Genomic DNA, 26,349 nt, shown 5'->3' on the forward strand with positions numbered 1-26,349 from the left:
GAGGAGACGCCGTTCTACTCGAACGCGCCGAACTGACCGGCCGGGTGCGGCAGCGTGAAGGCCGCCGGGGCCGTGCCGTGGCCCTCCAGCCACTGACCCTCGTTGGGCTCAGCCCCCGGGGAGCCGGCGTCGGTGGGCGCCTGGCACAGCCCCGTGCCGCCGGCGGGGGCGGCCTGGGCCGGGACCGCGGAGGCCCCGAGGACGCCGATGCCGAGCATCGCGGCCGCCGCCGCGGAGGCGATGGTTCGTCGAGCGGACTTCTGGGTGTCACCGGTATCCATGGATCTCAGCTCCTTATGTTAGGGATTCGCTTTGATTCGCCCCATGGATCGAGGTTGCGATTTCACGCTATCGACCCCGCCGGGGTCGACAAGAGCTCGCCTCGAAATCCCCGGAATTTTTTCGCTGCACCTCGGAAACAGGCTCCTGACCTGCGGATATAGCGACGCTCAGCGAATCCATATGCTGAGATGCGCGCTTTCTTCCGGCGGGTTCGGAGAATGTTCGCCTTTTCGTGACCATCGCGCGCAGAGGTCACGGATCCATCACTTTTCCTTGCGCGATCACGCATCGCGGCGCGCCGTCACGGGCCATCTCAGGCGGAAGGGGCCGGACCTTCCGGATGCTGGCCGAAGGCGTGCCTGCGGATCCAAGCGTGCATGGCCACGGCCGCCGCGGCCGAGGCGTTGATGGAGCGGGTGGAGCCGAACTGCGCGATGGACAGCGTGGCCTGCGCGGCCTGCTTCATCGGCTCCGACAGGCCCGGACCCTCCTGCCCGAAGACCAGGACGCACTCGCGCGGCAGATCGAAGGTCTCCAGGGGTACGGAGTCCGGGAAGTTGTCGATGCCGATCACCGGCAGCCCGGCCTCCTCGGCCCAGGCCCGGAACTCCTCCACCGTGGCGTGGTGGCGCACGTGCTGGTACCGGTCGGTGACCATGGCCCCGCGCCGGTTCCACCGGCGTCGCCCCACGATGTGCACCTCACGGGCCAGGAAGGCGTTGGCGGTGCGCACCACGGAGCCGATGTTCAGGTCGTGCTGCCAGTTCTCGATCGCCACGTGGAAGCCGTGCCGACGGGTGTCCAGCTCCGCGACGATCGCCTCGGTGCGCCAGTACCGGTACTGATCCGCGACGTTGCGCCGATCCCCCTCGGTCAGCAGCTGCGGGTCCCACTGCGGGCCCTGCGGCCACGGCCCCTCCCACGGACCCACGCCGACGACGTGCCCGGGCGGGATGGTCGCGGAGTCCTCCGGGGCCGCGGGACCGGAGTCGGAGGCAGCGGTCTCGGGGGAAGCGGCGTCGGCCGATGCGGCGTCGTCGGGCGCGCTCGGATCCCGGTCGGTCACCGGGTCAGTCGTCCAGGCCGAGCTCGGACTTGGAGTAGGCGTACAGGCAGGGCACGCCCGCGGCCTCCTCGATCCGCTCCTTCGCTCCCGTGGCGCGATCCACGATCACGGCCACGGCCACCACGTTGGCTCCGGCCGCGCGCAGCGCCTCCACCGCGGTCAGCGCGGAGCCGCCGGTGGTGGAGGTGTCCTCCACGACCACGACGTCGCGGCCCTCCACCGAGGGGCCCTCCACCTGGCGCCCCATCCCGTAGGACTTCTGCGCCTTGCGCACCACGAAGGCGTCCACCGGGCGGTCCTGATCCCCGGCCGCGCGCATGATCGCGGTGCCCACCGGGTCCGCGCCCATCGTCAGCCCGCCGGCCGCGGCGAACTCGATGCCGTGGCGGTCCAGCAGGTCCAGCATGACCTGGCCCACCAGGCGGGAGGCCTCGTGGTGCAGGGTGATGCGGCGCAGGTCCACGTAGTAGTCGGCCTCCAGCCCGGAGGCCAGGGTGACCTTGCCGCGCACCACAGCGAGCTCCACGATGAGGTCGCGCAGCCGCTCACGGGCCGCGTCGATGGACGGGGTCTGGGACAGGGAGGAAGTCATGGCGCCCATTCTACGGGCGGGGGCCCGTCTCCGTCCCGGTCTCGGCCCGGGTCGTCACCAGGCGGGCGCAGGCGTAGGCGACCGCCACGGCCAGGACGATGGGCAGGAACGCGGAGGCCGGCTGATCGGTGAAGCCGATGGTCAGCAGGATCGCGGTCAGCGGGGCGTTCATGGACACCGCGAGGAAGGCGGCGGCCCCCAGCAGCGCCCACGGGGTCGGATCCGTTCCGGGCAGGGCCAGCGCCGCCAGATCCCCCAGCAGCGCACCGGCCACCGCGCCCAGAGAGAACCCGGGGGTCAGGGTGCCGCCCACCGCCCCCGCTCCCAGGGTGGCCAGGATCAGCAAGGCCTTGACCCCCAGCAGCACGGCTGCCGTACCGGGGGCGCCGCCGTCGTAGGCCCACTGGGCCGCGGCCAGGCCGTTGCCCAGGGCCTGCGGCAGGGCCAGGGAGACCGCCCCGGTGAGCAGAAAGGCCAGCGGCAGACCGAGCAGCTGGCGCCAGCCGGTCAGGCGGCGGGACTGCACGCGCGCGACGACGCGGCGGAAGCCCAGCGCGGGCAGGGCCAGCACCAGCCCCACCGCCACGGCCGCCAGCAGCACCGGCCAGCTCCCCTCCAGGGCCTCGACCCGGTAGAAGGGCAGCGGGGAGACGGTCAGTCGGGCGACGATCGTCGCCAGGGCGCAGGTGCCCAGGGCCAGCACCGCGCAGTCCAGGGCGAAGGAGGCCAGCAGGATCTCCAGGGCGAAGCCCGCCCCGGCCAGGGGCACGTGGTACACCGCGGCCAGGCCCGCCGCCGCCCCGCAGGCCACCATGGTCCGCCGCTGCGCCGGGTCCAGCCCGAGGGCGTCCCCGATCCGCCCGGCGAACAGCGCGCCGATCTCCCGGGGAGCCACCTCCCGGCCGATCGAGGCCCCGCCGCCCACGGCGATCACCTGCGCGAAGGAGTTGACGATCCCGCGCAGCATCGGGGGTCGACGCCGCACCGGGGTGTCCCCGGCGACCATGCCCTTCACGGACTGCACCGGCGGCTGCGGGCGGCGCAGCAGCCACCACAGCAGGGAGACCACGGCCCCGACGATCAGCAGAGCCAAGACGCGCCGAGGGCCGTCCACCTCGGAGTACGGGTCCGTGTAGGGGCTCGCGGCGGTGCCGAAGCACAGGTGCTGCACCGCGTGCAGGGTCCAGGACATCGCCGCCCCACCGAGGCCGGAGGCGACGCCGATCAGCACCATGGCGAGCAGGAGGCGGGGGCGGAACACGGGGGCGGCGGACACGAGCGTCATCCTATCCGCCCCGACCCGCCCCACTCCTTCGCCGCGCGCCGACCGGCGGACCGCACGCACCGACGTCGACCCCGGACCACCCCCATGGTCTTCTGTGGCCTTGCTCACTATGCTCGGAGTCATACCGCCTCCCGGTGAGGCGGGGCCCCCGGCGCCGGGCCGAGCGGCCGAGCGGACATCGGATGAGGAGATGACCACGATGACCCAGCGGCACCAGCCCACCACACACCGACTGCCCACCGGCCGCCGACGCGCCGTCGCGATGACCGCGCTCGGCGTCGCCGCCCTGACCCTGAGCGGGTGCGGCTCGAGCGGGACCGACGCCGATTCCTCCCCGGCTCCCACCACCGCCGCCGCCAACGCCGCGACCGGAGGGACGGCGTCGGGGACGACCTCCCCCGCGCCGAGCGGCGAGCCCACCGGGGCCACCGCGACGAGCAGCGCCCCGGCGGATGCGGCCCTGTCCTTCGACGGCACCGCACCCCTGCCGGTGACCGCGGACCAGCTCGGCGCCGCCGGCAGCCGCGGCTCCATGTCCCCCAACGGGCTGGGCAGCCCGGAGCAGACCCTGCGCACCGCCGACGGCGGCACCGCCCCGGACGGGACCTACCAGGTCTCCGCCGGGGATGGGCGCGAGGGCGCGACCGCCGAGGTGCAGGTCCGCGGCGGGGTGTTCTCCCTGGAGCAGGACGCCTTCTCCACCCTGCTCGCGGACAAGATGAACTACATGGTGCAGGTCCAGGGTCCGCTGGACGCGCAGGGCGGGGTCCCCGCCGAGCCGGAGATCCTCCTCGGCGCGGTGCAGTACCAGATGGGCAGCGACCTGCCCGGTCCCACCGGCAACGCCCGGAACATCACCGGGGTCCCGACGGTCCAGCAGGGCTTCTCCGAGCTGCCGATGGGGCAGGTCGAGGGCGGTGCCGCGACCGGCCAGATGGACACCTCCGGGCTGAGCGTGCCGCGGGCCGGGTACGTGGACGCGGCCACCGGCCGGTGGATCTCCGGCACCATCCGGGGGCTGCGCTGGTCCACCACCGCCGACGGCGCCCCGGCCCTGACCGGGGAGGGGCTGAAGCAGCTGCGCTCCGGGCGGTACACGTTCACCTACAGCGACGCCCCAGGGGCCCAGCACCACTTCTTCCTCTTCGTCACGGGGCAGGAGGCCGGGTCCCTGCAGAGCCCGCTGTACTCCCTTCCCTACGCCGGGTAGGGGTAGCCGAGGCCGGGTCGGCGGCCCGGGCGCCGCGGGACCAGGCTTCAGAGGAACCAGGGTTCAGAGGGAGAAGACCCAGACCGCCAGGGTCATGGTGGTCGCGGTGACCAGCACCAGGAAGATCAGGTTCAGCCAGAATCCGCCCTTGACCATCTGCCCGATGGTCACGTAGCCGGAGCCGTAGGCGATGGCGTTCGGCGGGGTGGCCACCGGGAGCATGAAGGCGCAGGTCGCGGCCAGGGCCACGGGGATCGCCAGCAGCATCGGCTCCAGGCCCATGCCCATCGCCACCCCGCCGGCAACGGGCAGGAAGGTGGCCGCCGTCGCGGTGTTGGAGGTCAGCTCGGTGAGGAACAGGACCAGGCAGGCCACCAGCGCCACGATCAGCACCACGGGGATCCCCTCCAGCCCGGCCGCCTTCTGCCCGATCCACTCGGTCAGCCCGGAGGAGGTGAACTGCCCAGACAGGGCCAGACCGCCGCCGAACAGCAGCAACACGCCCCACGGCAGCTTGACCGCGGTGTCCCAGTCCAACAGGCGCACGCCCTTCTTCGCCCCGGCGGGCATCAGGAACAGCAGCACCCCCACCGCGATGGCGATGCCGGCGTCGGAGATCGGCGCCTCCTTGCCCCAGATCAGCGGCACCCCGATCCACGCGGCGGCCGCGAGCACGAAGATCACCAGGACCCGCATCTCGCCGCGGCTCATGCGCCCCAGCTTCTGCATCTCGTGGCGGATCAGCTCCCGGCCCCCGGGGATCTCCTTGATCTCCGGACGGAACAGCACCTGGGTGAGCATGAACCAGCAGATCACCAGCCCGACGACGGCCAGCGGGACCCCGACCAGCATCCAGTGCCCGAAGCCGATCTCGATGCCGTGGGTGTCGGCCATGTAGCCGCGCAGCAGCGTGTTGGGCGGGGTGCCGATCAGGGTGGCCAGGGAGCCGATGGAGGCGGCGTAGGCGATGCCCAGCATCAGGGCGGTGCCGAAGTTGGACTTGATGATCTCCCGCTGCGCCTCGTCCTGGGGTTCGCCCGGCTCCCCGCCGAAGCCGGGCTCCTCCGCGGCCTGCCCCGAGTCCGCCTGCCCCTCGGCGTCGGCCGTCGAGGCCGAGGCCGTCTGCTCCTTGCCGATGTTCAGCACCAGGGTCAGCACGGAGACGCCGATGGGCAGCATCATCACGGCGGTGGCGGTGTTGGAGACCCACATGGACAGGAATCCGGTGGCGATCATGAAGCCGGCGACCATCGCGGAGGGCCTGGTGCCCATGACCTTCAGGGTCAGCAGCGCGATGCGCCGGTGCAGGTTCCACCGCTGCATGGCCAGGGCGAGGAGGAATCCGCCCATGAACAGGAAGATCACGTTGTTGCCGTAGGAGGCGCCGACGTCGTCGAACTTCACCCCGTCCTCGAAGATGGGGAACACGATGAGCGGGATCAGGGCGGTGGCGGGGATCGGCAGGGCCTCGGTCATCCACCACACGCCCATCAGCACGGCGACGGCGCCGGTCAGCCGCGCGGAGTCCGGCATCTGATCGGCGGGCAGCAGGAACCAGACCAGCACGGCAAGCACGGGCCCGCCGATCAGGCCGAGCAGGCGCTTGGTCCGCTCGCCGCGCTCCACGGCGGGGCTGCGCTGACCCTGGGAGAGCTGCACCTGGCCGATGGCCTGGGTGGGGTTCGGTTCGTAGCTGCGCAGGTGATCCCCGGTGACGTGCGGATGCTCCATGGCGGCGGACCTGGCCTTCCTCTCGGCGCTGAGTGATCGGTGCCACCGACCCTAGCCGTCCGGTCCCTGTGTGACCCACTCGTGACGACGCCGCGCCGCGCCTCACCCGGCCGCGAGCGCTGCGCGGCGGAAGGTGCGGGGATGGGGGTCAGCCGATCCGCCAGCCCGGGGGCAGGGGCGCACGCAGCTTGGCGAGCATCTCCTCGTACTCGTCCGCCGGGTCCGAGTCCGCGACGATCGCTCCGCCGGCGCCGAGGCGCGCCGTCGTCGTGCCCGGCTCCTCGCCGCGGGTCAGCACGAGGGTGCGGATCACGACGGCGAGGTCCGCCGTCCCGTCCGCGCCGATCCACCCGAGGGTCCCGGAGTAGATCCCGCGGGCCCGGCCCTCCAGCCGGTCGATGATCTCCAGGGTCCGCGGTTTGGGCGCCCCGGTCATGGACCCGGGCGGGAAGCACGCGGCCAGCAGGTCCGCCGCGGTGCGCCCGGGGCGCAGCCTCCCGCGCACGGTGGAGACCAGCTGGTGGACGCTGGCGTAGGTCTCCACCCCGAACAGCACCGGCACCCGGATGCTGCCCGGGCGGCAGACCCGGGAGAGGTCGTTGCGCATCAGGTCCGCGATCATGAGGTTCTCGGCCCGGGTTTTGGGGTCGGCGGCCAGGGCGCGGGCGCAATCCGCGTCGACCTGCGAGTCCGCGCTGCGGGCCGCGGTGCCCTTGATGGGCTTCGCCTCGCACCACCCGTCGGCCGCGACCCGCAGGAACCGCTCGGGTGAGGAGCACAGCACCGCGAAATCCCCGCCCCACAGGAAGGCCGCGTGCGGGGCCGGATTCGCCCGGCGCTGGGCGAGGTAGAGGCCCAGGGCCGTCGGCAGGCTCAGCGGTCCCGCCAGCGGTGCGTGCGTCTCGGCGGTGCGGCAGACCTCGTAGGAGTTCCCCTCGCGGATCTCGGCCAGCGCGGCGCGCACGGCGGTCTCGTACCCGGTGCGGTCCGGGGCGGGCAGGACGACGTCGGCCCAGCGGCCCAGGGCCGACGGTAAGGCCGCCTGCGGCTCTGCTCCATCGACGGCGTCGCGCACCGCATCGGCGATCCTCCGGACCCAGGCGGGGTCTCCGACGGCCCAAGCGCGCCCCGTGCGGTGGTCGACCAGGACGTGGCGGCGCACCCGCACCCACCAGGAGTCCGGGGTGGGCGCCGCGCGCGGGGGCCGGGAGTCTGCGCGGAAGTCCTCCAGATCCGCCGCGGCCTCGTACCCGAGGAAGCCGACCGCTCCGCCGTGCAGGGCCGGAGCGTCCTCCGGCAGCCCCGGAACGGGAGCGGGAGGCTCCTGCGGGGCGGGTACGGCGAAGCCCGCTCCGGTGCGCAGATCCTCGGATGCCGCAGCACCCAGGGCGCTCCACCCCGATCCCGTGGCGGAGGTGTCCAGCCACCAGGCCACCCGCTCGACGTCGGCCGGGGAACCGGCGGATGAGGGCCCACGGTCCAGGAGGATGATGGGCGCCAGCTCCTGCGCGCTCAGGCCCGTGGGCAGCTCATGCGCCCGGACGGCGTCGCTCACCGCCCGCAACCCGCCGCGATGGCGCGACCCTGCGGGGTCGGTTCCCCGCGGAGGACTGCGAAGACCTCCGGCGGGAAGGGGCGCGGTGCCATGGTTCCTCGCTTCCTGGGGGGGCGGGTCGGGAGTCCCTGCGATCCTACCGACGGCTCGGCCGGGCCCGCGGGCATAGGCTGAAGCGCAGCACACATACTGCCGCTATCCACCACTTCAGGAGGAGCCCCATGGCCTCGCTCTCCCGTCGCATCGTCCGCTCCGCAGCCGCCGCCGGCGCGGCCGGACTCGCAGGCCTGGCCGTGCGGGACGCCCTGCAGCCGCGCCACTCGATCCTGCGCACCTTCCCCCTCCTGGGCCATGCCCGCTTCGCGATGGAGCGGATCCGCCCGGAGATCCAGCAGTACTTCATCGAGAGCAGCTACGACGGTCGACCCTTCGACCGCGACACCCGCTCGATGATCTACCAGTACGCCAAGGGCCTGGGCGGGGAGCAGGCCTTCGGCACGGAGCGGAAGGTCCTCCAGCCGGGACAGGACTACCTGCGCCACACCATGTCCCCCGTGCCCGTGATGGAGGAGGAGCCGCGCCAGCGCCTGGGCGGACCGGACTGCACCCGACCGTACGAGATCTCCCTGTTCAACATCTCCTCGATGAGCTTCGGCGCCCTGTCCGCCAACGCCGTGCTGGCCATGAACAAGGGCGCCGCCCTGGGCGGGTTCTCCCAGGAGACCGGGGAGGGCGGGCTCAGCGAGTACCACCTGGAGCACGGGGCGGACATCATCTGGGAGTTCGGCTCCGGGTACTTCGGGTGCCGCACCGAGGAGGGACGCTTCGACGACGAGGTCTTCGCCCGCAAGGCCGCCCTGCCGCAGGTCAAGGGCGTGCTCATCAAGATCAGCCAGGGCGCCAAGCCCGGGATCGGCGGAGTGCTGCCGGCGTCGAAGGTGACGCGGAAGATCGCGGAGACCCGCGAGGTCCCGATGGGCCAGGACGTGATCTCCCCCGCCGCGCACCCCGAGTTCTCCACGCCGCGCGAGCTGCTGGAGTTCGTGGACCGGGTGCGACGCGGGGCCGACGGCAAGCCGGTGGGCATCAAATTCTGTGTGGGCTCGCGCATCGAGGTGCTCTCCCTGTGCAAGGCCATGCTGGACACCGGGATCACCCCGGACTGGATCACCGTGGACGGCTCCGAGGGCGGCACCGGCGCGGCACCGGTGGAGTACGAGGACTCCGTGGGGGTGCCGCTGACGGACGGGATCATCATCGTGCACAACGCCCTGGTGGGTGCCGGGCTGCGGGACCGAGTCGCGATCGGGGCGGCCGGGAAGGTGGTCGGCGGGGCCGACGTCGTGCGCCGGATCGCGCTGGGCGCGGACTTCACCAACTCCGCGCGCGGGATGATGATGGCCACCGGGTGCATCCAGGCGCAGCGGTGCAACACCAACCGCTGCCCCTCCGGGGTGGCCACGCAGGATCCGTGGCTCTCCCGCGGGGTGGACGTGGAGGACAAGGCCCAGCGGGTGCGGGCCTATCACGCGGGCGTGATGCGCTCGGCCCGGCGCATCCTCGCCTCGATGGGGCTGTCCGATTTCAAGGATCTGGGCCCGGAGCACGTGATGCACCGGATCGACTCCACCCACACGCAGTCCTACGAGGAGCTCTACGACTGGCTCGAGCCCCGTTCCCTGGTGGAGGGCACGGCCCCCGAGTTCTGGATGCGCCGCTGGGAGCGGGCGGATGCGGACAGCTTCGCGGTGCCCCGCCGCCACCACTCCCGCAGCTGAGCCCCCGGGATCCGGGCCTGCGGGGCGCCGTCGTGCCCAGGCTCAGGCGAAGGCCGACTGGCCGGTGATGTCCCGCCCGACGATCAGCCGCTGGATGGACTCGGTGCCCTCGTAGGTGTGGATGCCCTCGATGTCCGCGACATGGCGCATCACGTGGTTCTCCAGCAGGATCCCGTTGCCGCCGAGCATGTCCCGGGCGGTGGCCGCGACCCGGCGGGCCCGGACCGTGTTGTGCACCTTGAACAGGCTGGCCTGCTGGTCCCGCAGGATCCCCTCGGTCTGCAGGCGGGCGATCTGCGCGCTCATCAGCTGCATGTCCGTGATGTCGGAGAGCATCTCCACCAGCCGCTCCTGGACCATCTGGAACTTCGCCAGCGGCTTGCCGAACTGCACGCGCTGGCGCGAATAGGCCAGGGCCGCCTCGAACACGGCGACGGCGTGGCCCAGCGCGGACCACCCCACCCCGACGCGGGTCTCCACGAGCACCGCGGAGACCTCCTTGAAGCGGGCGACCCCGGGCAGCAGGTTCGACGCCGGCACGCGCACCCCGTTCAGGGAGATGCGGGCCTGGTCGATCGCGCGCAGCGCGCCCTTGCCGGTGATCACCTCGGCCTCGTAGCCGGGAGTGTCCTGCGGGACGATGAAGCCGCGCACGTTCCCGTCCTCGTCTCGGGCCCAGACCACGGTGATGCCGCCCGCCGCGCCGTTGCCGATCCACTTCTTCTCCCCGGTGATGACGTACTCGTCGCCGTCGCGCACAGCACTGGTCTCCAGGGAGACGGAATCCGAGCCGTGCTCCGGCTCGGTCAGGGCGAAGGCGCCGCAGACCCGCCCGGTGACCAGGTCCTCCACGTAGCGCTGCTTCTGCTCCTCGGAGCCGAACAGGGCGATGGAGCGCAGGGCCAGCCCGCCCTGCACGGCCAGGGCGGTGGCCATGGAGCCGTCCCAGCGGGAGATCTCCATGTTCACGAGTCCGGCGCCCAGCGGGGAGAGCTTCCGGTGCCCGGGGATGTCCAGGCCGTCGGTGAGCAGGTCCGCCTCGCCCATCTTGGCGACCAGATCGAGGGGGTATTCGGCCTTCTGCCAGGCCTCATTCATCCGCGGCAGGATCTCCCGGCCGTAGGTGCGGGCAGCGCCCCAGGCCTCCCGGTCGGCGTCGGTGGCTCCGGCGAAGGCGCCGAGGTAGTCCAGGTCCTCGGGGGTCTCCAGGTCGTAGCGGGGTTCGGGGTTCACGGGCACGGGGCTCTCCTTCGAGGTGCTCGGCGGTGCAGGGTAGGCCGCATCACAGTCTAGTACCCGGTACCGACCGTTCCGTGTACCGGTCCGGCACGGAAGAGGTCCGCGACCGGCCCGCCCGCTGGTGAATATTCAGCGCGGGAGCGGCACCGTCGTCGTGCGTCGGAACTGAATATTCAGCGGGGTGGGTGGCACCGTCGTCGTGCGCCGCAGCTGAATATTCAGGCAGCGCCACGGGAGCTGAATATTCAGCGACTGCAGATTCCGTCCTCTACCCCAGGGGTTGACTATTCAAGTGGCGACACCCCGGACGTAGCATGGCCCCATGCGCGAACTCCAGCAGCAGATCATCGACGAGATGGGCGTGCGCCCGCAGATCGACCCCGCCGAGGAGATCGACCGGCGCGTCGGCTTCCTGTGCGAGTACCTGAGGCTCACCGGGGCCAAGGGCTTCGTCCTCGGCATCAGCGGCGGCATCGACTCCTCGCTGGCCGGCAGGCTCGCCCAGCTCGCCGTCGAGCGACTGGCCGCCGAGGGCACCGAGGCCGAGTTCGTCGCGGTGCGCCTGCCCTACCGCACCCAGGCCGACGAGGCCGACGCCCAGCGCGCCCTGGAGTTCATCCGCCCGCAGACCTCCCTGGTCTTCGACGTCGAACCGGCCACCACCGGCATCGAGCGGGTCTACCGCGCGGCTACCGGTGCGGACCTCACGGACTTCACCAAGGGCAACGTCAAGGCCCGCCAGCGCATGATCGCCCAGTACGCCATCGCCGGGGACCGGAGCCTGCTGGTGATCGGCACGGACCACGCCGCGGAGTCCGTCACCGGATTCTTCACCAAGTACGGCGACGGCGGGGCGGACATCCTCCCGCTGTTCGGGCTGGACAAGCGCCAGAACCAGGCCCTGCTGCGCGAGCTCGGCGCCCCCGAGGCCGTGTGGACCAAGAAGCCCACCGCGGATCTGCTGGATGCGACCCCCGGCCGGGAGGACGAGGATGAGCTGGGCATCACCTACGACGTCATCGACGACTACCTGGAGGGCCGCGAGGTGACCGCGGAGCAGGCCGAGGCCATCGAGCGCCGCTACCTCATCACCCGACACAAGCGCACCACCCCGGTCTCCCTGGTGGACCCGTGGTGGAAGAATGACCGGTAGGGAGCGGACCCGCTCCCCCTGACCCGAGTCGAGGAGCATCACCGTGATCCCCCGTTCGTCCACCACCATCCTGGTCACCGGAGTCCTGGCCGTGATCTTCGGCCTGGTCGCCCTGTTCTGGCCCGTGCACACCGCCATGGCCGTGGTCATGATCGTCGGGGCCTTCCTCGTGGTCGCCGGCATCGCCGAGGCCGTGTTCGCGGCCCGCTCCGGCCGGGGCGTGCGCGCCTGGGGCCTGTGGTCCGGGATCCTCACCGCGCTCGTCGGCATCGTCGCCCTGTTCGCCCCGGCCGCCGGGGTCACCGCCGTCGTGTGGATCGTGGGCGTGTGGCTCATCGTGCGCGGTGTGCTCAGCCTGATGGCGGCCACCTCCACCCCGGGGCCCGGACGCGGCCTGGGCGTGCTCGTCGGGATCCTGTGGATCCTGCTCGCCCTGATCCTGCTGTTCAACCCCGTCGCCGGCGCCGGGGCCCTGAGCATCCTGCTCGGGGTGCTGGCCCTGTTCTCCGGGTTCGCGATGATCGCCGCCGGCCTCGTCTTCCGCCGCGTGGGCAACGGCCTGCGCCGGGCCGAGGCGCAGTTCCGCCAGCAGTACGGCACCGTAGACGGCACCACCCGGCGCACCCGCTCCCCGCTGGACACCGGCGACGTCATCGAGGGCGAGACCAAGTGAGCACCGCTCCCGCTCATCCCGGCGCCGTCGAGTTCCGCGCCGCCCGGGACCTCCTGCTCGAGCTGCGCGAGGATCTCGACGCCGCCCGGGAGGCCTTCCGCTGGCCGCGCCCGACGCACTTCAACTTCGCCCTGGACTGGTTCGACGCCGTCGCCGCGACCCCGGAGCGGGCCGAGCAGGAGGCCCTGGTGATCGTGGAGGAGGACGGGACCTCCCAGCGGATCACCTACCGGCAGATGTCCGAGCGCTCCTCCCGGGTGGCCGTGTGGCTGCGGCAGCTGGGTGTCGCCCGCGGGGACCGCATCCTGGTGATGCTGGACAACCAGGTGGAGCTGTGGGAGACGATGCTCGCCGGGACCAAGCTCGGGGCGGTCCTGCTGCCCACCACCACGATGCTCGGCCCCCGGGACCTGCAGGACCGGGTGGAGCGCGGGCAGGTGTCCTGGGTCGTGGTCGGCCCGGGCAGCGTCGGCAAGTTCGCCGAGGTCGACGGCGAGTTCACCGTCATCGAGACCGGCCCGGAGGCCGCCTCCCGCGTCACCTCCCCCGCCGGGGCCCACCCGCACGCCGCCTACGAGGACTCCCGGGTAGAGTCGGCGTGCCTGGAGATCCTGGAGCCGACGCGGGCCGAGGACCCGCTGCTGCTGTACTTCACCTCGGGGACCACCAGCAGGGCCAAGCTCGTGGAGCACTCCCACGCCTCGTACCCCATCGGGCACCTGTCCACGATGTACTGGATCGGGCTGCGCCCCGGGGACGTGCACCTGAACGTGGCCTCCCCCGGGTGGGGCAAGCACGCCTGGTCCAACTTCTTCGCCCCGTGGATCGCGGAGGCCACGGTGCTGGTGCACCACTACTCCCGCTTCGACGCCGCCGCGCTGATGGCCGTGATGGAGCGGGAGTCCGTGACGAGCTTCTGCGCCCCGCCGACGGTGTGGCGGATGCTGATCCGCGCGGACCTGACCCGGCTGCGCACCCCGCCCCGGGAGGCCGTCTCCGCCGGGGAGCCGCTGGATGCCCGGGTGATCACCCGGGTGCAGGAGGCCTGGGGCGTGGAGATCCGGGACGGCTTCGGGCAGACCGAGACCACCGTGCAGATCGCCAGCACCCCGGGGATGCCGCTGAAGGCCGGGGCGCTGGGCCGTCCCGCTCCGGGCTTCGACGTCGAGCTGCTGGACGCGTCCACCGGTCAGCTGATCACCGGGCCCGGGCAGGGGGAGGCCTGCCTGCGCACGGACCCGCGCCCGGTGGGCCTGATGACTGGCTACGTCGGGGACCCGGAGCGCACCGAGCGGACCCTGCGGGACGGGCTGTACCGCACCGGGGACGTGATGCGCCGGGACGAGGACGGGCTGTACACGTACGTGGGCCGGGACGATGACGTGTTCAAGGCCAGCGACTACAAGCTCTCCCCCTTCGAGCTGGAGGCCGTGGTGCTGGAGCACCCCGAGGTCGCGGAGGCCGCCGTCGCGCCCTCCCCGGACCCGGTGCGTCTGGCCGTGCCCAAGGTGTACGTGCTGCCGGGGAATGACGCCGAGGCGGGAGCGCGGCTGGCCGAATCCGTGCTGGCGCACTGCCGCGAGCGCCTGGCCCCCTACGCCCGGATCCGCCGGCTGGAGTTCGCCGAGACCCTGCCGCGCACCGTGTCCGGGAAGATCCGGCGCGTGGAGCTGCGCGAACGCGAGCAGCGCCTGCACGGGCCCGACGGCGAGCGCACCCCGGCCCCGGGGGAGGCCACCGAGTACGCGGAGACCGACTTCCCCGGACTGAGGAGACGCCGATGAGCACCGAGACCGCACGAGCCGCCGCCGAGCGGGGCGCACCCGATCCGCGCACCATCGACCCCCGCGCCGCGACCGGGCGCACCCTCGGGTGGGGCATCGTCTCCACGGGGGCGATCGCCCGGAAGGTGACCCCGGACATCGCCCTGCTGGCCGACGCCCGCCTGGTGGGGGTCTCCTCCCGCACCGAGGAGTCCGCGCGCGCCTTCGCCGAGGAGTTCGGGGTGGGCCGGGCCTACGGCGGGCCGGACGGGATGGCGCGGATGCTGGCGGACCCGGAGGTGGAGATCGTCTACATCGCGACCCCGCACGGGCAGCACCACGAGCACATCACGGCGGCCCTCGAGGCCGGCAAGCACGTGGTGTGCGAGAAGGCCCTGACCATCACCGCGGCGCAGGCCCGCGACGTCGTCGAGCTGGCGGATCAACGGGGGCTGTTCCTCATGGAGGGGCTGTGGACCCGGTTCCTGCCGATCCGCGCGCGCATCGCCGAGGTGCTGGCCGGCGGGGAGATCGGCGCGCCGCGGTGGGCGCAGGCGGACCTGGGCTTCCGCGGTCCGGAGGACACCGGGCACCGGCTGTTGCGGGAGGACGCCGGCGGCGGGGCCCTGCTGGACATGGGCTGCTACGGGCTGCACTGGCCGTGGCTGGCCTTCGGGGAGCCCACCGGATTCACCGCGAGCGCGATCAGGCGTGGGTCCGTGGACGCGCTGACCAGCATCACCGCGGCCTTCGACGACGCCCCGGGCGGGGCCGCCACCGCGCAGATCACCCTGTCCCTGGCCTCCCAGGGGCCGCGCCGGGCCGTGATCTCCGGGCAGGAGGGGGTGCTGGAGGTGGGCTCGCCGATGAACCGGCCGGTCTCCTTCACCGTCACGGACGCCTCCGGTGCCGTGCGCGAGGAGCGCGTGGAGACGGTGGGCCGCGGGTACGTCTACGAGATGCGCGAGGCCACCCGCTGCATCCAGCAGGGGCTCACCGAGTCCCCGGTGATGCCGTGGGCGGATTCGGTGCGGCAGATGGCCTGGCTGGATGCGATCCGCGAGCAGATCGGGGTGCGCTACCCCGGGCTGGAGTAGCGCACCCGCACGCGACGTCGGGCCCGGCTACTCCACGAGCTTGCCCTCCTGGGAGACCTCCCCGCCCATCAGCGCCCGGATCTCCTCCGGGACCGGCGGGATCTGCTCGCGGGTCACGGTCCCGTCCGCGGACCAGATCATGTTGACCCGCAGGGCCGGGTCCTGCTGCGGGTAGTCCGATCGGTTGTGGCAGCCGCGGGTCTCCCGCCGCTCCAGGGCGCACTGCAGGGTCGCCCGGGCGGCGAGGATCGAGGACTTCAGGTCGAAGGCGTGGGACAGCTCGGAGTACCCGGCCAGGTCCGGGTGCACCCCGATGTCCGCGGCCCGGCACTCGACGTCGTCCAGCTCGGCCAGGCCCTGCCTGAGGCCCTGCTCGTCCCGGACCACCCCGCAGTGCTCGGTCATGATGTTGCGGATGTCCCGCTGCAGGGCGCGCACGTTCTGCTCGCCGTCGGCGGCCAGCAGCTCCCGCACCTCCCGGCGGGCCGCCTCGACGGCCTCGGGGCTGCGCCGCTGGACCCGCAGCCGCTCGGAGTAGCGGGCGGCGGCCTGCCCGGTGATCCTCCCGAAGACCAGCAGCTCGATCAGCGGGTTCCCGCCCAGCCGATTGGCCCCGTGCAGCCCGGAGGAGGCCTCCCCGATCGCGTACAGCCCCGGAACCCCGGTGCCGTGGTCCTCCGGGGCCACCCACACCCCGCCCATCGAGTAGTGCGCGGTGGGCGCGATCTCGATGGGCTCCTTGGTCACGTCCTTCATCTGCAGCTCCATGAGGGTCTGGTACACCCGCGGCAGCCGCTCCATGATGACCTCGCGCGGCAGGTGGGAGATGTCCAGCCACACCCCGCCGTTGGCGGTGCCGCGGCCCTCCTTGATCTCGGTGTACCCGGCCAGGGCCACCCGGTCCCGGGTGGACAGCTCCATCCGCTCGGCGTCGTAGCGGGCCATGTACCGCGCCCCCAGGCCGTTGCGCAGGATCCCACCCTCCCCGCGGGCCGCCTCGGAGACGAGGGTGCCGGCGTCGGCCTCCGGCTCCAGGATCCCGGAGGGTTGGAACTGCACCAGCTCGGCGTCGCGGATCTTCGCCCCGGCCTCCGCGGCCAGGCGGAAGGAGTCCCCGGTGTTCTCGTTGCGTCGGGAGGAGGTGCGCCGCCAGATGCGGTTGTGCCCGCCGGCGGCGAGGATCACGGCGTCGGCCTGGATGACGTAGCGCAGCCCGGTCTCCTGGTCGAAGCCGTAGGCGCCGAAGACCGCGCCGTCCTCGTTGACCAGCAGCCGGGTGATGTACACGGTGTCCAGGATGGGGATCTCCAGCTGCTCGGCCCGGTGGATCAGGGTCCGCTGGATCTCCAGGCCCGTGTAGTCCCCGGCGAAGGAGGTGCGCCGCCAGGTGTGCGCACCGAAGAACCGCTGGGAGATCCGGCCGTCCTCCTCCCGGGCGAAGTTCATGCCGTAGCGCTCCAGGTCCCGGATGCCCTGCTCCGCGCCCTGGGTGACGATCTGCACGATGTCCGGGTGGGCCAGCTCGTAGCTCTCCCGGATGGTGTCCGCGGCGTGCTGCTGCCAGGAGTCCTCCGGGTCCATCGTGGCCAGGGCCGCGTTGATGCCCCCGGCGGCCAGGGAGGTGTGGGCGTCGGCCTTGGGTCTCTTACCCACGGCCAGCACGTCCCGGCCCAGCTCGGACAGCTCGATGGCGGCGCGCAGCCCCGCGCCTCCCGTGCCGATGACGAGCACCTCGGTGCTGACGTGACGTTCCTGCGCAGCCTGGTCCAGGCTCATGGCGAACTCCTTCGTTCGGGGGTGGTGGGTTGGGGGTGGTTTCGGGCGTGGGCCGCAGCGTCGGCGGCGACGGCGCGCGGGCCCGGGGTGCCGTCGGGGCTGGTGGTGGGGATCTGGAGGCGGGGTGGGGGCGGGTTCCTGGTCCCGGGGCCCGGGTTCCGGGTCCTGGTTCCTGATTCCGGGGTCCGGGTTCCGGGTGGAAGGGGCCTGCGGATCACCTGGGGCTGCCGGTCAGAACACGTCGGCGTGGTGCAGGTGCAGCCGGGTGTGGCGGTGGATCAGGTCCTGGCACAGGCCGGTGACCTCGGGCCAGTCGCTGCCGCCCACCCAGATCAGCTCGGGGCCGGGGTCGTCGGATCCCTCGGCGGGGACCCATTCGGCGACCCAGGCGGTCACGGCGTCGATGAGTCTGGCGCCGGGCTGCGGCGTCGGGCTCCGGGCGCTTTCCCGCACGAGCCAGTGCACGGCGAGTCCGGCGGGGACCTCGAGCTCCTCGATGTGGGAGGGTTCCCGGACCTCCACGAGCACCTGCCTGTGCACCCACGGCGGCAGCTGGCGGATCAGCTCCGCCATGAGGTCGATGTCGGAGCGGTTGCCGGCCAGCAGGACCGGTGCCTCATGCTGCATGGGGTTCCTCATCGACGGGGACATCACACCGCAACGGTAGTGCGAACCTCATGCTTAGGCAAGCCTTGCCTAACTTACTGACGAAGTGTCGGAGCTGAGGGGAGGGTGCCGCGCCCCGTGCGACCCTTCCCCTGCCTCTGACACCTCCGGCCTCCCGCCTCCCGCGAGACGGCGCATCCGTTCCCGCCCCTTCCCGCGAGACGGCGCTCTCGTTCCCAAAAACATGGAATCCGGGAACGAATGCGCCGGGTCGGCGAGGGAGGTGCCGCGGGAGAGAACGTCCGCGCCGAGTCATCACTTTCGTCGAGGCAGGCTCCGCGAGTCATCACTTTCGACCGGAAATCCGCGGTTTTTCGGTCGAAAGTGATGACTCGACGCTCGGGGGCGGGATCAGCGGAGGATGAGCACCAGTACGACGACGACCGCGAGCACCAGCACCGCGATCGTGCCGAACAGCGCCCCGCGGCCTTCGGACTCCCGACGCTGCACGTTGGGCCCGGTCATGAACTCGCTGCCGCTGGACCCGTCCAGGAAGTCGTAGGCGTTGTGCCCGGCGTTCTCGCGCGGGGTCTCCTGCGGTGGCCGGTGGCCTTCGTCGCTGTGGTGACGGCGGGATTCTGCGGACATCTTGGCTGTCCTCGATTCATCGGGGGGCTAGGCTCCCACACTAGCAACCGGTGTGTTCCGGATGACGTTCACCTATGCGGCACCCCGCGCCACCCGTCGAAACCGCACGGTCACCCCGATGCCCCCCCGTACCGACGCCGCCGCCCTCCGCGACCCGGCGCATCCGTTCCCAGCCCCTTCCGCGAGGCGGCGCATCCGTTCCCGGAAACACGAAATCTGGGAACGGATGCGCCGAGTCAGCGAAGTGGTGGCCGCAAGAGGGAACGAATGCGCCGGGTCGGCGTCGGCGGACGGGCGGCCCGGACCGGCCCGTCCTATCCGGACCACCCCCGCCCCGGTCACCGGTCCTCGAAGCGGGGCTTGCGCTTCTCGGCGAAGGCGGCCATGCCCTCCTTCTGGTCCCGGGTGGAGAACAGCGCGTGGAAGGCCCGGCGCTCGAAGAGCAGACCCTGTTCCAGGGGCATCTCGAAGGCCGCGGCCACCGCCTCCTTGGCGATCATCGTCGCAGGGCGGGACTGGGCAGCGATCGAGCGAGCCACCTCCAGGGCGGTGTCCAGCACGGCATCGTCGGACACCAGGCGGGAGACCAGACCGGCCCGCTCCGCCTCCGCCGCGTCCATCATCCGGCCGGTCAGCACCATGTCCATGGCCTTGGCCTTGCCCACCGCGCGGGTCAGCCGCTGGGAGCCGCCCATCCCCGGGATCACGCCCAGGGTGATCTCCGGCTGCCCGAACCGCGCGCCTTCCCCGGCCACCAGGATGTCGCACATCATCGCCAGCTCGCACCCGCCGCCCAGGGCGTAGCCGTTCACCGCGGCCACCACCGGCAGACGCACCCCGGCGAAGCGCCGCCACCGGGAGAACCAGTCCGCGGCCAGCATCTCCGGGTAGCTCCTGCCCGCCATCTCCTTGATGTCCGCCCCGGCGGCGAAGGCCTTCTCCGACCCGGTCAGCACGATCACCCGCACCTGCGGGTCCGCCTCCCACGCCTCGGCGGCCTCCACCACCGCGTCCATCACCTCGGCGTTCAGCGCGTTCAGCGCCTTCGGCCGGTTCAGCCGCAGCAGCCCGACGCCGTCGCGCACCTCGGTCAGCACCACCGGCTCCGCCTGCTGTTCCCGTTCCCCGCTCATCTCCCGCTCCTCGCTCATCTCGGGTTCCTCCTCCGTCGCGGCGCCGCCGTGGCCCGGCGGCTCACCGGGCCCGCCTCACCGAGCCCGCCTCACCGACCCTCAGGCTCCCTCGGCCGGCTCCTCCGGGGCCTCCTCCAGCCCCAGATCCGCCTGGCCCGGCACCGGGGCGAAGAACCCCAGCACCGCCTCCCGGGTGACCTCCTCCAGGGTGGCCGGCTCCCACCGGGGGTTCCTGTCCTTGTCCACCACCTGGGCGCGGATGCCCTCGGCCATGTCGTGGCCCAGGATCGCGTGCCCGCTGGTGCGGAAATCCTGGTCCAGGGTCGCCGCGATGCTCATCTCCCGGGCCCGGCGCAGCGCCTCCAGGGCCGTCTTCATCCCGGTGGGGCTGTTGCGGCGGATCGCCGCGAGCGCCTGGGCCGCCAGCTCATCCTCCGGCACCTGCTCCACCCGGCGGATCAGCCCGTCCCGGATCTGCTCCACGGTCTCCCCGGCGAAGACCTCGTCCACCCACACCCGGGCCTCCTCCAGCCCGGAGACCGGCGGCTCGACGGCGAAGCCCTCGACGACGTCGGCCACCCGCTCCGGATCCGCCACCGACTCCAGCGCGCGGGCCAGCTCCGCCAGCCTCTCCTCCGGCACGTACGCATCGGCCAGCCCGAGGTACAGGGCGTCCGCGGCGTCCCCGTGCCGCCCGGTCAGGGCGAACAGCTCCCCCGTGCGCCCCGGCGCCTGGCCCAGATGCCAGCTGCCGGCCACGTCCGGGGAGAAGCCGATTCCGGTCTCCGGCATCCCGATCCGCGTGGTCTCGGTGACCACCCGCACCTGCGCGGGCGCGGACACCCCGACGCCGCCGCCGAGCACCAGCCCGCTCATGAACGCCACCACCGACTGCGGGTGCTCGGCGATGCGCAGGTCCAGGGCGTACTCGGCGCGGAAGAACGCGAAGCCCTGCTCCGGGTCCTCGGTGCACGCCCGGTGCAGGGCCCGGATGTCCCCGCCCGCGCACAATCCGCGCTCCCCCGCCCCGCGCAGCAGCACCGCGCGCACCGCATCATCCCGGGCGAAGGCGTCCAGGGCGGCGTCGGTGCGGCGCACCATCTCCGTGTCCATCGCGTTGACGGCGCGCGGCCGGTTCAGGGTGATGATCCCCAGATGCCCCCGGGTCTCGACGAGGACGGTGGGCTCGGTCTCCGGTGCGCTCTGCGGTGCGGTGGTGCTCATCGACTGCGGTTTCCCTTCCCGATGCTCTGTGCGGTGGTGGATGGTTCGAGGCGCGGCCGCTCAGCCCTCGCGCTGGCATCTGGACGCGGCGGCCGCGGCCTTGCCCTGCGCGGCGATCTCCGCCCAGTCGGCCTCGGACAGGGCCGTCAGCGGGGAGAAGGTGGAGGGCCCGGCGAGCATCTGCGCCCCGTCCATGACGATGTTCTGCCCCGTCAGGTACTCGCAGGCGTCGGACAGCAGGAAGATCACCAGATTCGCCAACTCCGCCACGGTGCCCGCGCGCCCGGCCGGCACGGCGTCCAGATCCGTCATGTCCCCGCGCACCCGCCGCCCCGAGCCCAGCACCACGGAGGTGTACTCGGTGGGGATGGCCCCCGGGGAGACGGCGTTCAGGCGGATCCCGTGCCGGGCCCACTCCACCGCCAGGGACCTGGTCATCGCGAGCACCGCGGACTTCGCCATCGCGCTGGGAACCACGAAGGCCGAGCCGGTGTGCACCCAGGAGACCAGGGTGGACAGGACGGTCCCGGGCAGCCCCTGCTCGATCCACCGGCGCCCGACGGCGTGGGTCACATGGTAGGAGCCCTTCATCACGGTGTCCGTGATCGCCGCGAAGCCGCGGGGGGAGAGCTTCTCCGTGGGGGAGATGAAGTTCCCGGCGGCGTTGTTGATCGCCCCGGTCAGCGGGCCGTGCTCCTCCCAGATCCGCTGCACCGCGGCCTCCACGGCCTCGGCATCCCGCACATCCACAGATCGGAAGGTCACGACGCCGGGGTGCGGCCGGTCCGCGATCCCCCGGGTGATCTGCTCCGCGGCGTCGGCCAGCACGGACTCCCGGCGGCCCCAGATCTGCACGTGCGCGCCGTGTGCGGCCAGCTGCTCGGCCACACCGCGGCCCAGGCCGGTGCCGCCGCCGGTGAGCAGGATGCGCTGCCCGGCCAGCAGGTCCGCCCGGTAGGGCGAGGGCGGGCCAAGCGCGTCAGCAGCGCGGGCTGAGGGTGCGGCGGCGGATTCGGTCACGGTGGGGCTCCTTCCAGCGGCTCGCCCCGACGGCGCTGCCGGGGCGGCAGGCGAGCCCGCCCACGGCGTGCCGCCCATCACAGCCACCCTACCGGGGACGGCGGAAGATCGCCCCCTCCTGCGGGTGCAGGGTCACGCGCCGCGGGGCCGGCTCCCCCGCGGCATCCACCAGCCCGGCGGGGACCCGGACCCTGGCCCGCCGGGCCCCCGCCCGGAAGTTCACGGCGGCCCAGCCCTGTTCGAAGCGGCGGGACCACACGGCATCGCGCCGATGCCCGCGCCCCACCGCGGCCCCCAGCTCCCAGTGCTGCTCCGGCAGGAACGGCGCACCGGAGTAGTCGTCATGGGCGGTCGCGGTCACGGCCGTGCGCCCGCCCCCGCCGAAGACCCACAGTGCGGCGACGGCGTAGCGCAGCCGCGCGGCATCCTCCCGCCCGGCGGCCGGCACCCGGGCGATGCACAGCCGGTCCCCGCGCAGCGGCGGGATCTGCGCCTGCACCGTGGGCGGGTCGAAGAAGTCCTCCGGGGACCACCCCAGCCACACCTCCTCGAAGCCCCCGCCGTAGGCGCTGTGCCGCTCCCACCGCCCCTCCTCCCGCCGCGACTCGGCGATGTTGGGCACCAGCAGCCGTCCGATCCCGTTGAGCGCGACCCCCGCCTCCTCCACCAGGGTCTGCACCCCGGCCCGGATCTGCGCCATCGTCTCCACATCGCGCAGGGGCAGGCCCAGACCGTAGTAGTCATCGAACACGTCGTTGTCCGCCATGACGCCGTGGAAGGGGGAGCCGCGCATCTCCTCGACCACGTTGCGCACCCACCGGCGGCGATAGGACGGGTCCCAGACCCGCATCTGCCAGTGCCCGCCGTAGCCGTTCCACTGGATGCGCGAGCCATCCCGCCGACGGGCGAACCACGCGCCCTCCCGCTCGGCTTCGGCCTCCCGGCGGGAGACCCCGGAGCTGAAGACCGGGCCCGGTTCGTAATCGCGAACCGAGGACAGGCATTTGTAGCTCAGCAGCAGGGTCCCCGGGCTGCGCTCCCGCAGGTACGCGGCGGCCCCCGTCTCCCAGGGCTGCAGGATCGCCACCGCGTAGCGTCCGACGGCGGCCTCCAGCTGCTCCCGGGGGATCGGGCCGCCGTAGCGGACCCACGCCGCTCGGGAGCCGGGCCCAGGCCCGGGATCCACCGCGTCGGGGCGGAACCGCCCCGGAGGGAAGGCCGGAGGGAACTGCCCCGGGTGGCCGGCGGGCGCGCCCCTCGCCTCCCCCCTCCCCGGGTTCACCGGATCTCCAGGGCCCGGCGGGCCCGCTGGCCGCTGAGCTCACCGGAGAGGACCCGCTGCTCCACGGACGGGAACCCGCCCAGCTCCCGATAGAGGTCGTTGTACCGGGCCATGACGTCCGACAGCTGGAAGAATCCCTCCACGCGTCCCCGGGCGCTGGCCGCGAGACGGGCGTACCGCGCCGGATCCGAGATCACCCCGGCCACCGCATCGGCCAGCATCGGCGCGTCCCCGGGCCGGGTGAGCACCCCGCACCCCTGCCAGGTGCGACCGTCCGGGTGGGTCAGCTCGTCGTCGATCAGCTGGGACATCCCGCCGACGTCGGAGCCGATCACGGGGATGCCCGCGCTCATCGCCTCCAGCGCCACCACAGGCTGGCCTTCGTTGTAGGAGGGCATCAGCAGCAGGTCGTAACGGCCCAGCTGCGCCCGCACGTCCACGGTGCCGCGGAAGCTCACCCACCGCTCCAGGTGCAGCTCCTCGATCTTCTGCCGGCACAGCTCGTAGTACTCCGGCACGTGATCCGTGGGCCCCAGCACATCCAGGGTGAAGTCCTCCACCCCGCGGGAGATCAGCAGGTGCAGGGCATCCAGCAGGTCCGCGAGCCCCTTGATGGGCACCACGCGGGCGATGAACACCAGCTTCCAGGTGCGTCGGGCGGCCCCCTCCGGGGTCAGGGCAGCGATCCGCTGCGTCTCCTCCAGGCGCAGGGCGTACTGCTCGTTGAACTCGGAGAGCACCGTCCCGTTGGGCAGGATGCTCACCCGCCCGGGGTCATCCACCGGAGCATCCAGTCCCCGCGCCTCCTCCAGCGCCTTGGGGTACAGGTAGGTGATGCGATCCGTGCTCGGATAGCAGAACCGGCCCATCTCGATCCACCAGGCCATCCACGCCCGCTGCACGGGCGTGACCGCCTCGAAGTCCCGGTAGTCCCCGGTGCGCACCGGCAGGGCCATGTTCCGGCCCAGGAGGGTGTTGACGGTGTCGCGCACGTAGAGGTTGTGCTCGGTGAGCAGGAACGCGGCGTCGTGGTCCCGGGCCGCGGCCGCCGCGACCAGCGACGCGTACCCGGTGGTGTGCGCGTGGTATACCCGAGCCCGCGGCATCGTCTCGGCCAGCAGCGCATAGAGGATGGACATGAAGTCCCGCACCAGCCAGAACGTCTCGGACAGGGACAGACCCAGCCCGGACAGCCGCTCGCGCACCGCCGTCATGAACTCCTGCGTGCCCAGCACCCGCCAGGCCTCCATGGTGCGGGTGCGCGGGTTGAATCCGGCGTCGTAGAGCCGCCACAGCGGCTCCGGGTCCCCCGTGCGCGCCAGCGTCCGGATCCCGTCGAAGAACCAGCCGGAGACCCGCCGACGCTGCCCCCGGTCCATCCCGACGGCGCGCGCTCCCGCGGCTTTGAAGTCCTGCGCATGCTCCTCCATGGACAGGTGGATCAGCCGCACCCACCGCACGTTCTCCGGCATCCCGTACAGGTCCTCGCTCGGGGCGGCGGAGTCCCAGGCGATGTGGATGATCCCGTAGGAGATGTCCGGATTCATGGTGACGATGTCATGCACCACCGCCGAGACCCCGCCCTTCAGGAAGGGGTAGGTCGATTCCATGATGATGGCGACGTCCACATCCTCGCAGTCCTCGCTCGACGTGTGCACGCGCGGCTGCCTCGGTGTTCCAGTCTGCATATCCGTCCCCCAGACGATGATTGATGTGCGGCCCCCAGCGGGCCGCCGGTGGCGCCGCGTCCCGGCGCCGTGGATCGCGCGTTCCTCGGAAACGCCGGCAGGTGACCCCCGCCGCGCTCCGGCTCCCCTCCCGGTGCGCGGGGCGGGCTCACCAGGCGAGGGCCTGGCGCCAGAACAGCGTGTACTCCGGCACGGACCATACCCGCCGGTAGCCGACGTAGGCGGCCACCGCCAGGACGGCGTCCACCCCGATCAGCACCGGATACGCCCTGGCCGGTCCCAGCAGCGCCAGGGCCAGGCAGCAGGCCGCCAGATGCACCGCGCAGAGCACCTGGGCGCCGACGCGCCGCCCGATGTAATCCAGCTGGTAGGTCAGCAGCGTCACGGTCATGAACAGCCAGGACGCCGCCAGCACGCTCAGTCCCCACGGGAAGGACCCGGGCAGCGCCGCCCCCAGCACGAGCGCCGTCGGGATGGCCCCCACCGCCCCGATCGCCAGGGTGCGGCGCACCGCGGACTCCACGGCTCCGGACAGCTGGGCGGAGCGACGGGTCATCGCGGCATACGGCTCCCCGTGGATGGCCGTGCGCAGGCGTCCGACGGCGCGGTCCACCCCCGGGGCGTAGAGCTGGAAGTAGCAGTTGTACGCGAGGATCGCCGGCAGCAGGGCGAGGAACACCGCGACCACGTCCATCCGGGGGCCGACCACCAGGAACAGGATCAGCTTGTCCGCCCACAGGACCGAGCCCAGCAGCGCGCCGCGGACCATATCCCGCAGCGCCGGAAGCGCCCCCGGGGAGCGCAGCGCCCGCACCTGCGGCAGGGCGGCGCGCAGGAAGACCAGCTGCGTCACGGTGCCCAGCACCGGGGGCAGCCACCACACGGTGGGCATCGCCAGCAGGGCCAGAGCGTAGGCCAGCCACGCCGCGGCCCACACGCCCTTGCGCTGCAGCACATTGCCCGGGACGAGGGACTGGACGAAGACCAGATGCAGGCAGATCAGCGCCGCGTAGGCCAGCAGCGCCGTCGGGCTCCACCGCAGCAGCAGCCCCGCCAGCGCGGTGAAGATCGCGACCACGGGCAGACTCAGCGCGAAGGTGCGCGCCCAGTGCTGGGCGAAGCGCCCGGTGACGGCCGCGCGGTCCTTCGCCTCGATGAGGTCACCCAGGCTCCGGTAGATCGGCAGGCAGCCGATCTGGCTCAGCCAGGGGACGGTGAGGCTGCTGGCCAGCACCACAGTGCTCAGCTGCTGCCCGCCCAGCTGCGCCGCGGCCAGACGCGGCGAGACGAGCGGGAAGATGGTGCTCAGCAGGATGACCGGCGAGAGGTAGAGCAGCAGCTGCAGCCCGGTGCGGGCCCGCGAGGCGGGCGCCGGCTCGGTGGACCGGGAGGGCGGATCTCCCTGCTGATGACGAGATGGCACAGTGATGCCCGATGACACAAGCTACCCCCATAGCTCTTCCGCGGTCTCACCCGCGGGTCGCGGCGCCGGAGAGCGGCGGACGCCGACTCCGACGATGAGAAGCGGCCCCCCGGCCGCTTGTCCGT

The 26,349-nt window shown here is 72.5% G+C and carries 22 protein-coding genes; 6 read left to right on the top strand and 16 right to left on the bottom strand.

The features are described from left to right. Positions 1 to 14: 14 nt before the first annotated feature. The 4 genes from NQ707_RS05065 to NQ707_RS05080 all read right to left on the bottom strand — a co-directional run bounded on the left by NQ707_RS05065 (position 15) and on the right by NQ707_RS05080 (position 3,216). The gene (locus tag NQ707_RS05065; protein WP_404434998.1) at positions 15 to 281 is read right to left on the bottom strand and encodes a hypothetical protein; all 267 of its coding nucleotides are present in this window, start codon (positions 279 to 281) and stop codon (positions 15 to 17) included. Between the two features lie 314 nt (positions 282 to 595). Then, complete coding sequence (locus tag NQ707_RS05070) at positions 596 to 1,237, bottom strand: TrmH family RNA methyltransferase (protein WP_224799814.1); 642 nt, start codon at positions 1,235 to 1,237, stop codon at positions 596 to 598. 115 nt (positions 1,238 to 1,352) lie between these two features. Then, complete coding sequence (gene pyrE / locus NQ707_RS05075) at positions 1,353 to 1,949, bottom strand: orotate phosphoribosyltransferase (RefSeq protein WP_375542987.1); 597 nt, start codon at positions 1,947 to 1,949, stop codon at positions 1,353 to 1,355. Position 1,950: 1 nt separating this feature from the next. Then, positions 1,951 to 3,216, bottom strand: coding sequence for a chloride channel protein (locus NQ707_RS05080; RefSeq protein WP_260009698.1), 1,266 nt, complete (start codon positions 3,214 to 3,216; stop codon positions 1,951 to 1,953). A 199-nt stretch (positions 3,217 to 3,415) separates the two neighbouring features. Between NQ707_RS05080 and NQ707_RS05085 the strand changes: the two genes are divergently transcribed. Beyond that, positions 3,416 to 4,435, top strand: a complete 1,020-nt coding sequence (locus NQ707_RS05085; RefSeq protein ID WP_404434999.1) for a hypothetical protein — start codon at positions 3,416 to 3,418, stop codon at positions 4,433 to 4,435. Between the two features lie 63 nt (positions 4,436 to 4,498). Here the strand turns inward: NQ707_RS05085 and NQ707_RS05090 are convergent, their stop codons facing one another. Together NQ707_RS05090 and NQ707_RS05095 are read right to left on the bottom strand one after the other, a co-directional pair. Further along, positions 4,499 to 6,166 carry a DASS family sodium-coupled anion symporter gene (locus NQ707_RS05090; RefSeq protein ID WP_100463771.1) on the bottom strand — a complete coding sequence of 556 codons (1,668 nt, stop codon included), beginning with the start codon at positions 6,164 to 6,166 and terminating at the stop codon, positions 4,499 to 4,501. A 148-nt stretch (positions 6,167 to 6,314) separates the two neighbouring features. Continuing rightward, positions 6,315 to 7,721 carry an anthranilate synthase component I family protein gene (locus tag NQ707_RS05095; RefSeq protein ID WP_260008665.1) on the bottom strand — a complete coding sequence of 469 codons (1,407 nt, stop codon included), beginning with the start codon at positions 7,719 to 7,721 and terminating at the stop codon, positions 6,315 to 6,317. Positions 7,722 to 7,942: 221 nt separating this feature from the next. Between NQ707_RS05095 and NQ707_RS05100 the strand changes: the two genes are divergently transcribed. Then, complete coding sequence (locus tag NQ707_RS05100) at positions 7,943 to 9,499, top strand: FMN-binding glutamate synthase family protein (RefSeq protein ID WP_058730612.1); 1,557 nt, start codon at positions 7,943 to 7,945, stop codon at positions 9,497 to 9,499. Positions 9,500 to 9,541: 42 nt separating this feature from the next. Here NQ707_RS05100 and NQ707_RS05105 read toward each other — a convergent pair whose 3' ends face one another. After that, positions 9,542 to 10,738 (bottom strand): acyl-CoA dehydrogenase family protein, encoded by a 1,197-nt coding sequence (locus NQ707_RS05105; RefSeq protein WP_058730613.1) that lies wholly within the window; start codon positions 10,736 to 10,738, stop codon positions 9,542 to 9,544. 322 nt (positions 10,739 to 11,060) lie between these two features. Here NQ707_RS05105 and nadE point away from each other — a divergent pair, with 322 nt between their 5' ends. Genes nadE through NQ707_RS05125 form a run of 4 tightly spaced genes read left to right on the top strand, consistent with a single transcriptional unit; the run spans position 11,061 to position 15,424 of the window. Continuing rightward, positions 11,061 to 11,891 carry an ammonia-dependent NAD(+) synthetase gene (gene nadE, locus NQ707_RS05110; RefSeq protein WP_058730614.1) on the top strand — a complete coding sequence of 277 codons (831 nt, stop codon included), beginning with the start codon at positions 11,061 to 11,063 and terminating at the stop codon, positions 11,889 to 11,891. A 43-nt stretch (positions 11,892 to 11,934) separates the two neighbouring features. After that, the gene (locus tag NQ707_RS05115; protein WP_058730615.1) at positions 11,935 to 12,564 is read left to right on the top strand and encodes an HdeD family acid-resistance protein; all 630 of its coding nucleotides are present in this window, start codon (positions 11,935 to 11,937) and stop codon (positions 12,562 to 12,564) included. After that, positions 12,561 to 14,348, top strand: coding sequence for an AMP-binding protein (locus tag NQ707_RS05120; protein ID WP_100463768.1), 1,788 nt, complete (start codon positions 12,561 to 12,563; stop codon positions 14,346 to 14,348). The genes NQ707_RS05115 and NQ707_RS05120 overlap by 4 nt, the downstream gene beginning before the upstream one ends. Next, positions 14,345 to 15,424 carry a Gfo/Idh/MocA family protein gene (locus tag NQ707_RS05125; RefSeq protein ID WP_100463767.1) on the top strand — a complete coding sequence of 360 codons (1,080 nt, stop codon included), beginning with the start codon at positions 14,345 to 14,347 and terminating at the stop codon, positions 15,422 to 15,424. The genes NQ707_RS05120 and NQ707_RS05125 overlap by 4 nt, the downstream gene beginning before the upstream one ends. 27 nt (positions 15,425 to 15,451) lie before the next feature. Here NQ707_RS05125 and NQ707_RS05130 read toward each other — a convergent pair whose 3' ends face one another. The 9 genes from NQ707_RS05130 to NQ707_RS05170 form a co-directional block, all read right to left on the bottom strand. Then, positions 15,452 to 17,200 carry an FAD-dependent oxidoreductase gene (locus tag NQ707_RS05130; RefSeq protein WP_100463765.1) on the bottom strand — a complete coding sequence of 583 codons (1,749 nt, stop codon included), beginning with the start codon at positions 17,198 to 17,200 and terminating at the stop codon, positions 15,452 to 15,454. Positions 17,201 to 17,431: 231 nt separating this feature from the next. After that, entirely contained in the window at positions 17,432 to 17,827 is a 396-nt protein-coding gene (locus NQ707_RS05135) for an SIP domain-containing protein (RefSeq protein ID WP_404435000.1), read from the bottom strand. Between the two features lie 390 nt (positions 17,828 to 18,217). Next, a complete protein-coding gene (locus tag NQ707_RS05140; RefSeq protein WP_058731071.1) occupies positions 18,218 to 18,454 on the bottom strand; it encodes a hypothetical protein in 237 nt (78 codons plus the stop codon). Positions 18,455 to 18,792: 338 nt separating this feature from the next. After that, on the bottom strand, positions 18,793 to 19,605 hold the full coding sequence (locus NQ707_RS05145; protein ID WP_404435001.1) for an enoyl-CoA hydratase: 813 nt from the start codon (positions 19,603 to 19,605) through the stop codon (positions 18,793 to 18,795). 81 nt (positions 19,606 to 19,686) lie between these two features. Beyond that, positions 19,687 to 20,811, bottom strand: a complete 1,125-nt coding sequence (locus tag NQ707_RS05150; RefSeq protein WP_404435002.1) for a 3-hydroxyisobutyryl-CoA hydrolase — start codon at positions 20,809 to 20,811, stop codon at positions 19,687 to 19,689. 60 nt (positions 20,812 to 20,871) lie between these two features. Continuing rightward, positions 20,872 to 21,831: an SDR family oxidoreductase gene (locus NQ707_RS05155; protein ID WP_061225569.1), complete on the bottom strand. Its 960-nt coding sequence runs from the start codon at positions 21,829 to 21,831 to the stop codon at positions 20,872 to 20,874. Between the two features lie 88 nt (positions 21,832 to 21,919). After that, a complete protein-coding gene (locus tag NQ707_RS05160) occupies positions 21,920 to 23,017 on the bottom strand; it encodes a putative glycoside hydrolase (RefSeq protein WP_061225592.1) in 1,098 nt (365 codons plus the stop codon). 92 nt (positions 23,018 to 23,109) lie between these two features. Beyond that, a complete protein-coding gene (gene pelF, locus NQ707_RS05165) occupies positions 23,110 to 24,771 on the bottom strand; it encodes a GT4 family glycosyltransferase PelF (RefSeq protein WP_224799766.1) in 1,662 nt (553 codons plus the stop codon). 178 nt (positions 24,772 to 24,949) lie between these two features. After that, a complete protein-coding gene (locus tag NQ707_RS05170; RefSeq protein ID WP_404435003.1) occupies positions 24,950 to 26,224 on the bottom strand; it encodes a hypothetical protein in 1,275 nt (424 codons plus the stop codon). Positions 26,225 to 26,349 lie beyond the last annotated feature (125 nt).

The sequence above is a fragment of the Rothia sp. BD8 genome, from assembly GCF_044878465.1.
Classification (GTDB): Bacteria; Actinomycetota; Actinomycetes; order Actinomycetales; family Micrococcaceae; genus Rothia; species Rothia kristinae.

Excerpts from the sequence above, each read along its gene's own strand:
- pyrE (WP_375542987.1), bottom strand. The coding sequence starts at position 1,949 with ATGGGCGCCATGACTTCCTCCCTGTCCCAGACCCCGTCCATCGACGCG.
- NQ707_RS05130 (WP_100463765.1), bottom strand. The coding sequence starts at position 17,200 with ATGAGCCTGGACCAGGCTGCGCAGGAACGTCACGTCAGCACCGAGGTG.
- NQ707_RS05135 (WP_404435000.1), bottom strand. The coding sequence starts at position 17,827 with ATGCAGCATGAGGCACCGGTCCTGCTGGCCGGCAACCGCTCCGACATC.
- NQ707_RS05100 (WP_058730612.1), top strand. The coding sequence starts at position 7,943 with ATGGCCTCGCTCTCCCGTCGCATCGTCCGCTCCGCAGCCGCCGCCGGC.
- NQ707_RS05150 (WP_404435002.1), bottom strand. The coding sequence starts at position 20,811 with ATGAGCACCACCGCACCGCAGAGCGCACCGGAGACCGAGCCCACCGTC.
- NQ707_RS05090 (WP_100463771.1), bottom strand. The coding sequence starts at position 6,166 with ATGGAGCATCCGCACGTCACCGGGGATCACCTGCGCAGCTACGAACCG.
- NQ707_RS05145 (WP_404435001.1), bottom strand. The coding sequence starts at position 19,605 with ATGAGCGAGGAGCGGGAGATGAGCGGGGAACGGGAACAGCAGGCGGAG.
- nadE (WP_058730614.1), top strand. The coding sequence starts at position 11,061 with ATGCGCGAACTCCAGCAGCAGATCATCGACGAGATGGGCGTGCGCCCG.
- NQ707_RS05085 (WP_404434999.1), top strand. The coding sequence starts at position 3,416 with ATGACCACGATGACCCAGCGGCACCAGCCCACCACACACCGACTGCCC.
- NQ707_RS05140 (WP_058731071.1), bottom strand. The coding sequence starts at position 18,454 with ATGTCCGCAGAATCCCGCCGTCACCACAGCGACGAAGGCCACCGGCCA.
- NQ707_RS05065 (WP_404434998.1), bottom strand. The coding sequence starts at position 281 with ATGGATACCGGTGACACCCAGAAGTCCGCTCGACGAACCATCGCCTCC.
- NQ707_RS05125 (WP_100463767.1), top strand. The coding sequence starts at position 14,345 with ATGAGCACCGAGACCGCACGAGCCGCCGCCGAGCGGGGCGCACCCGAT.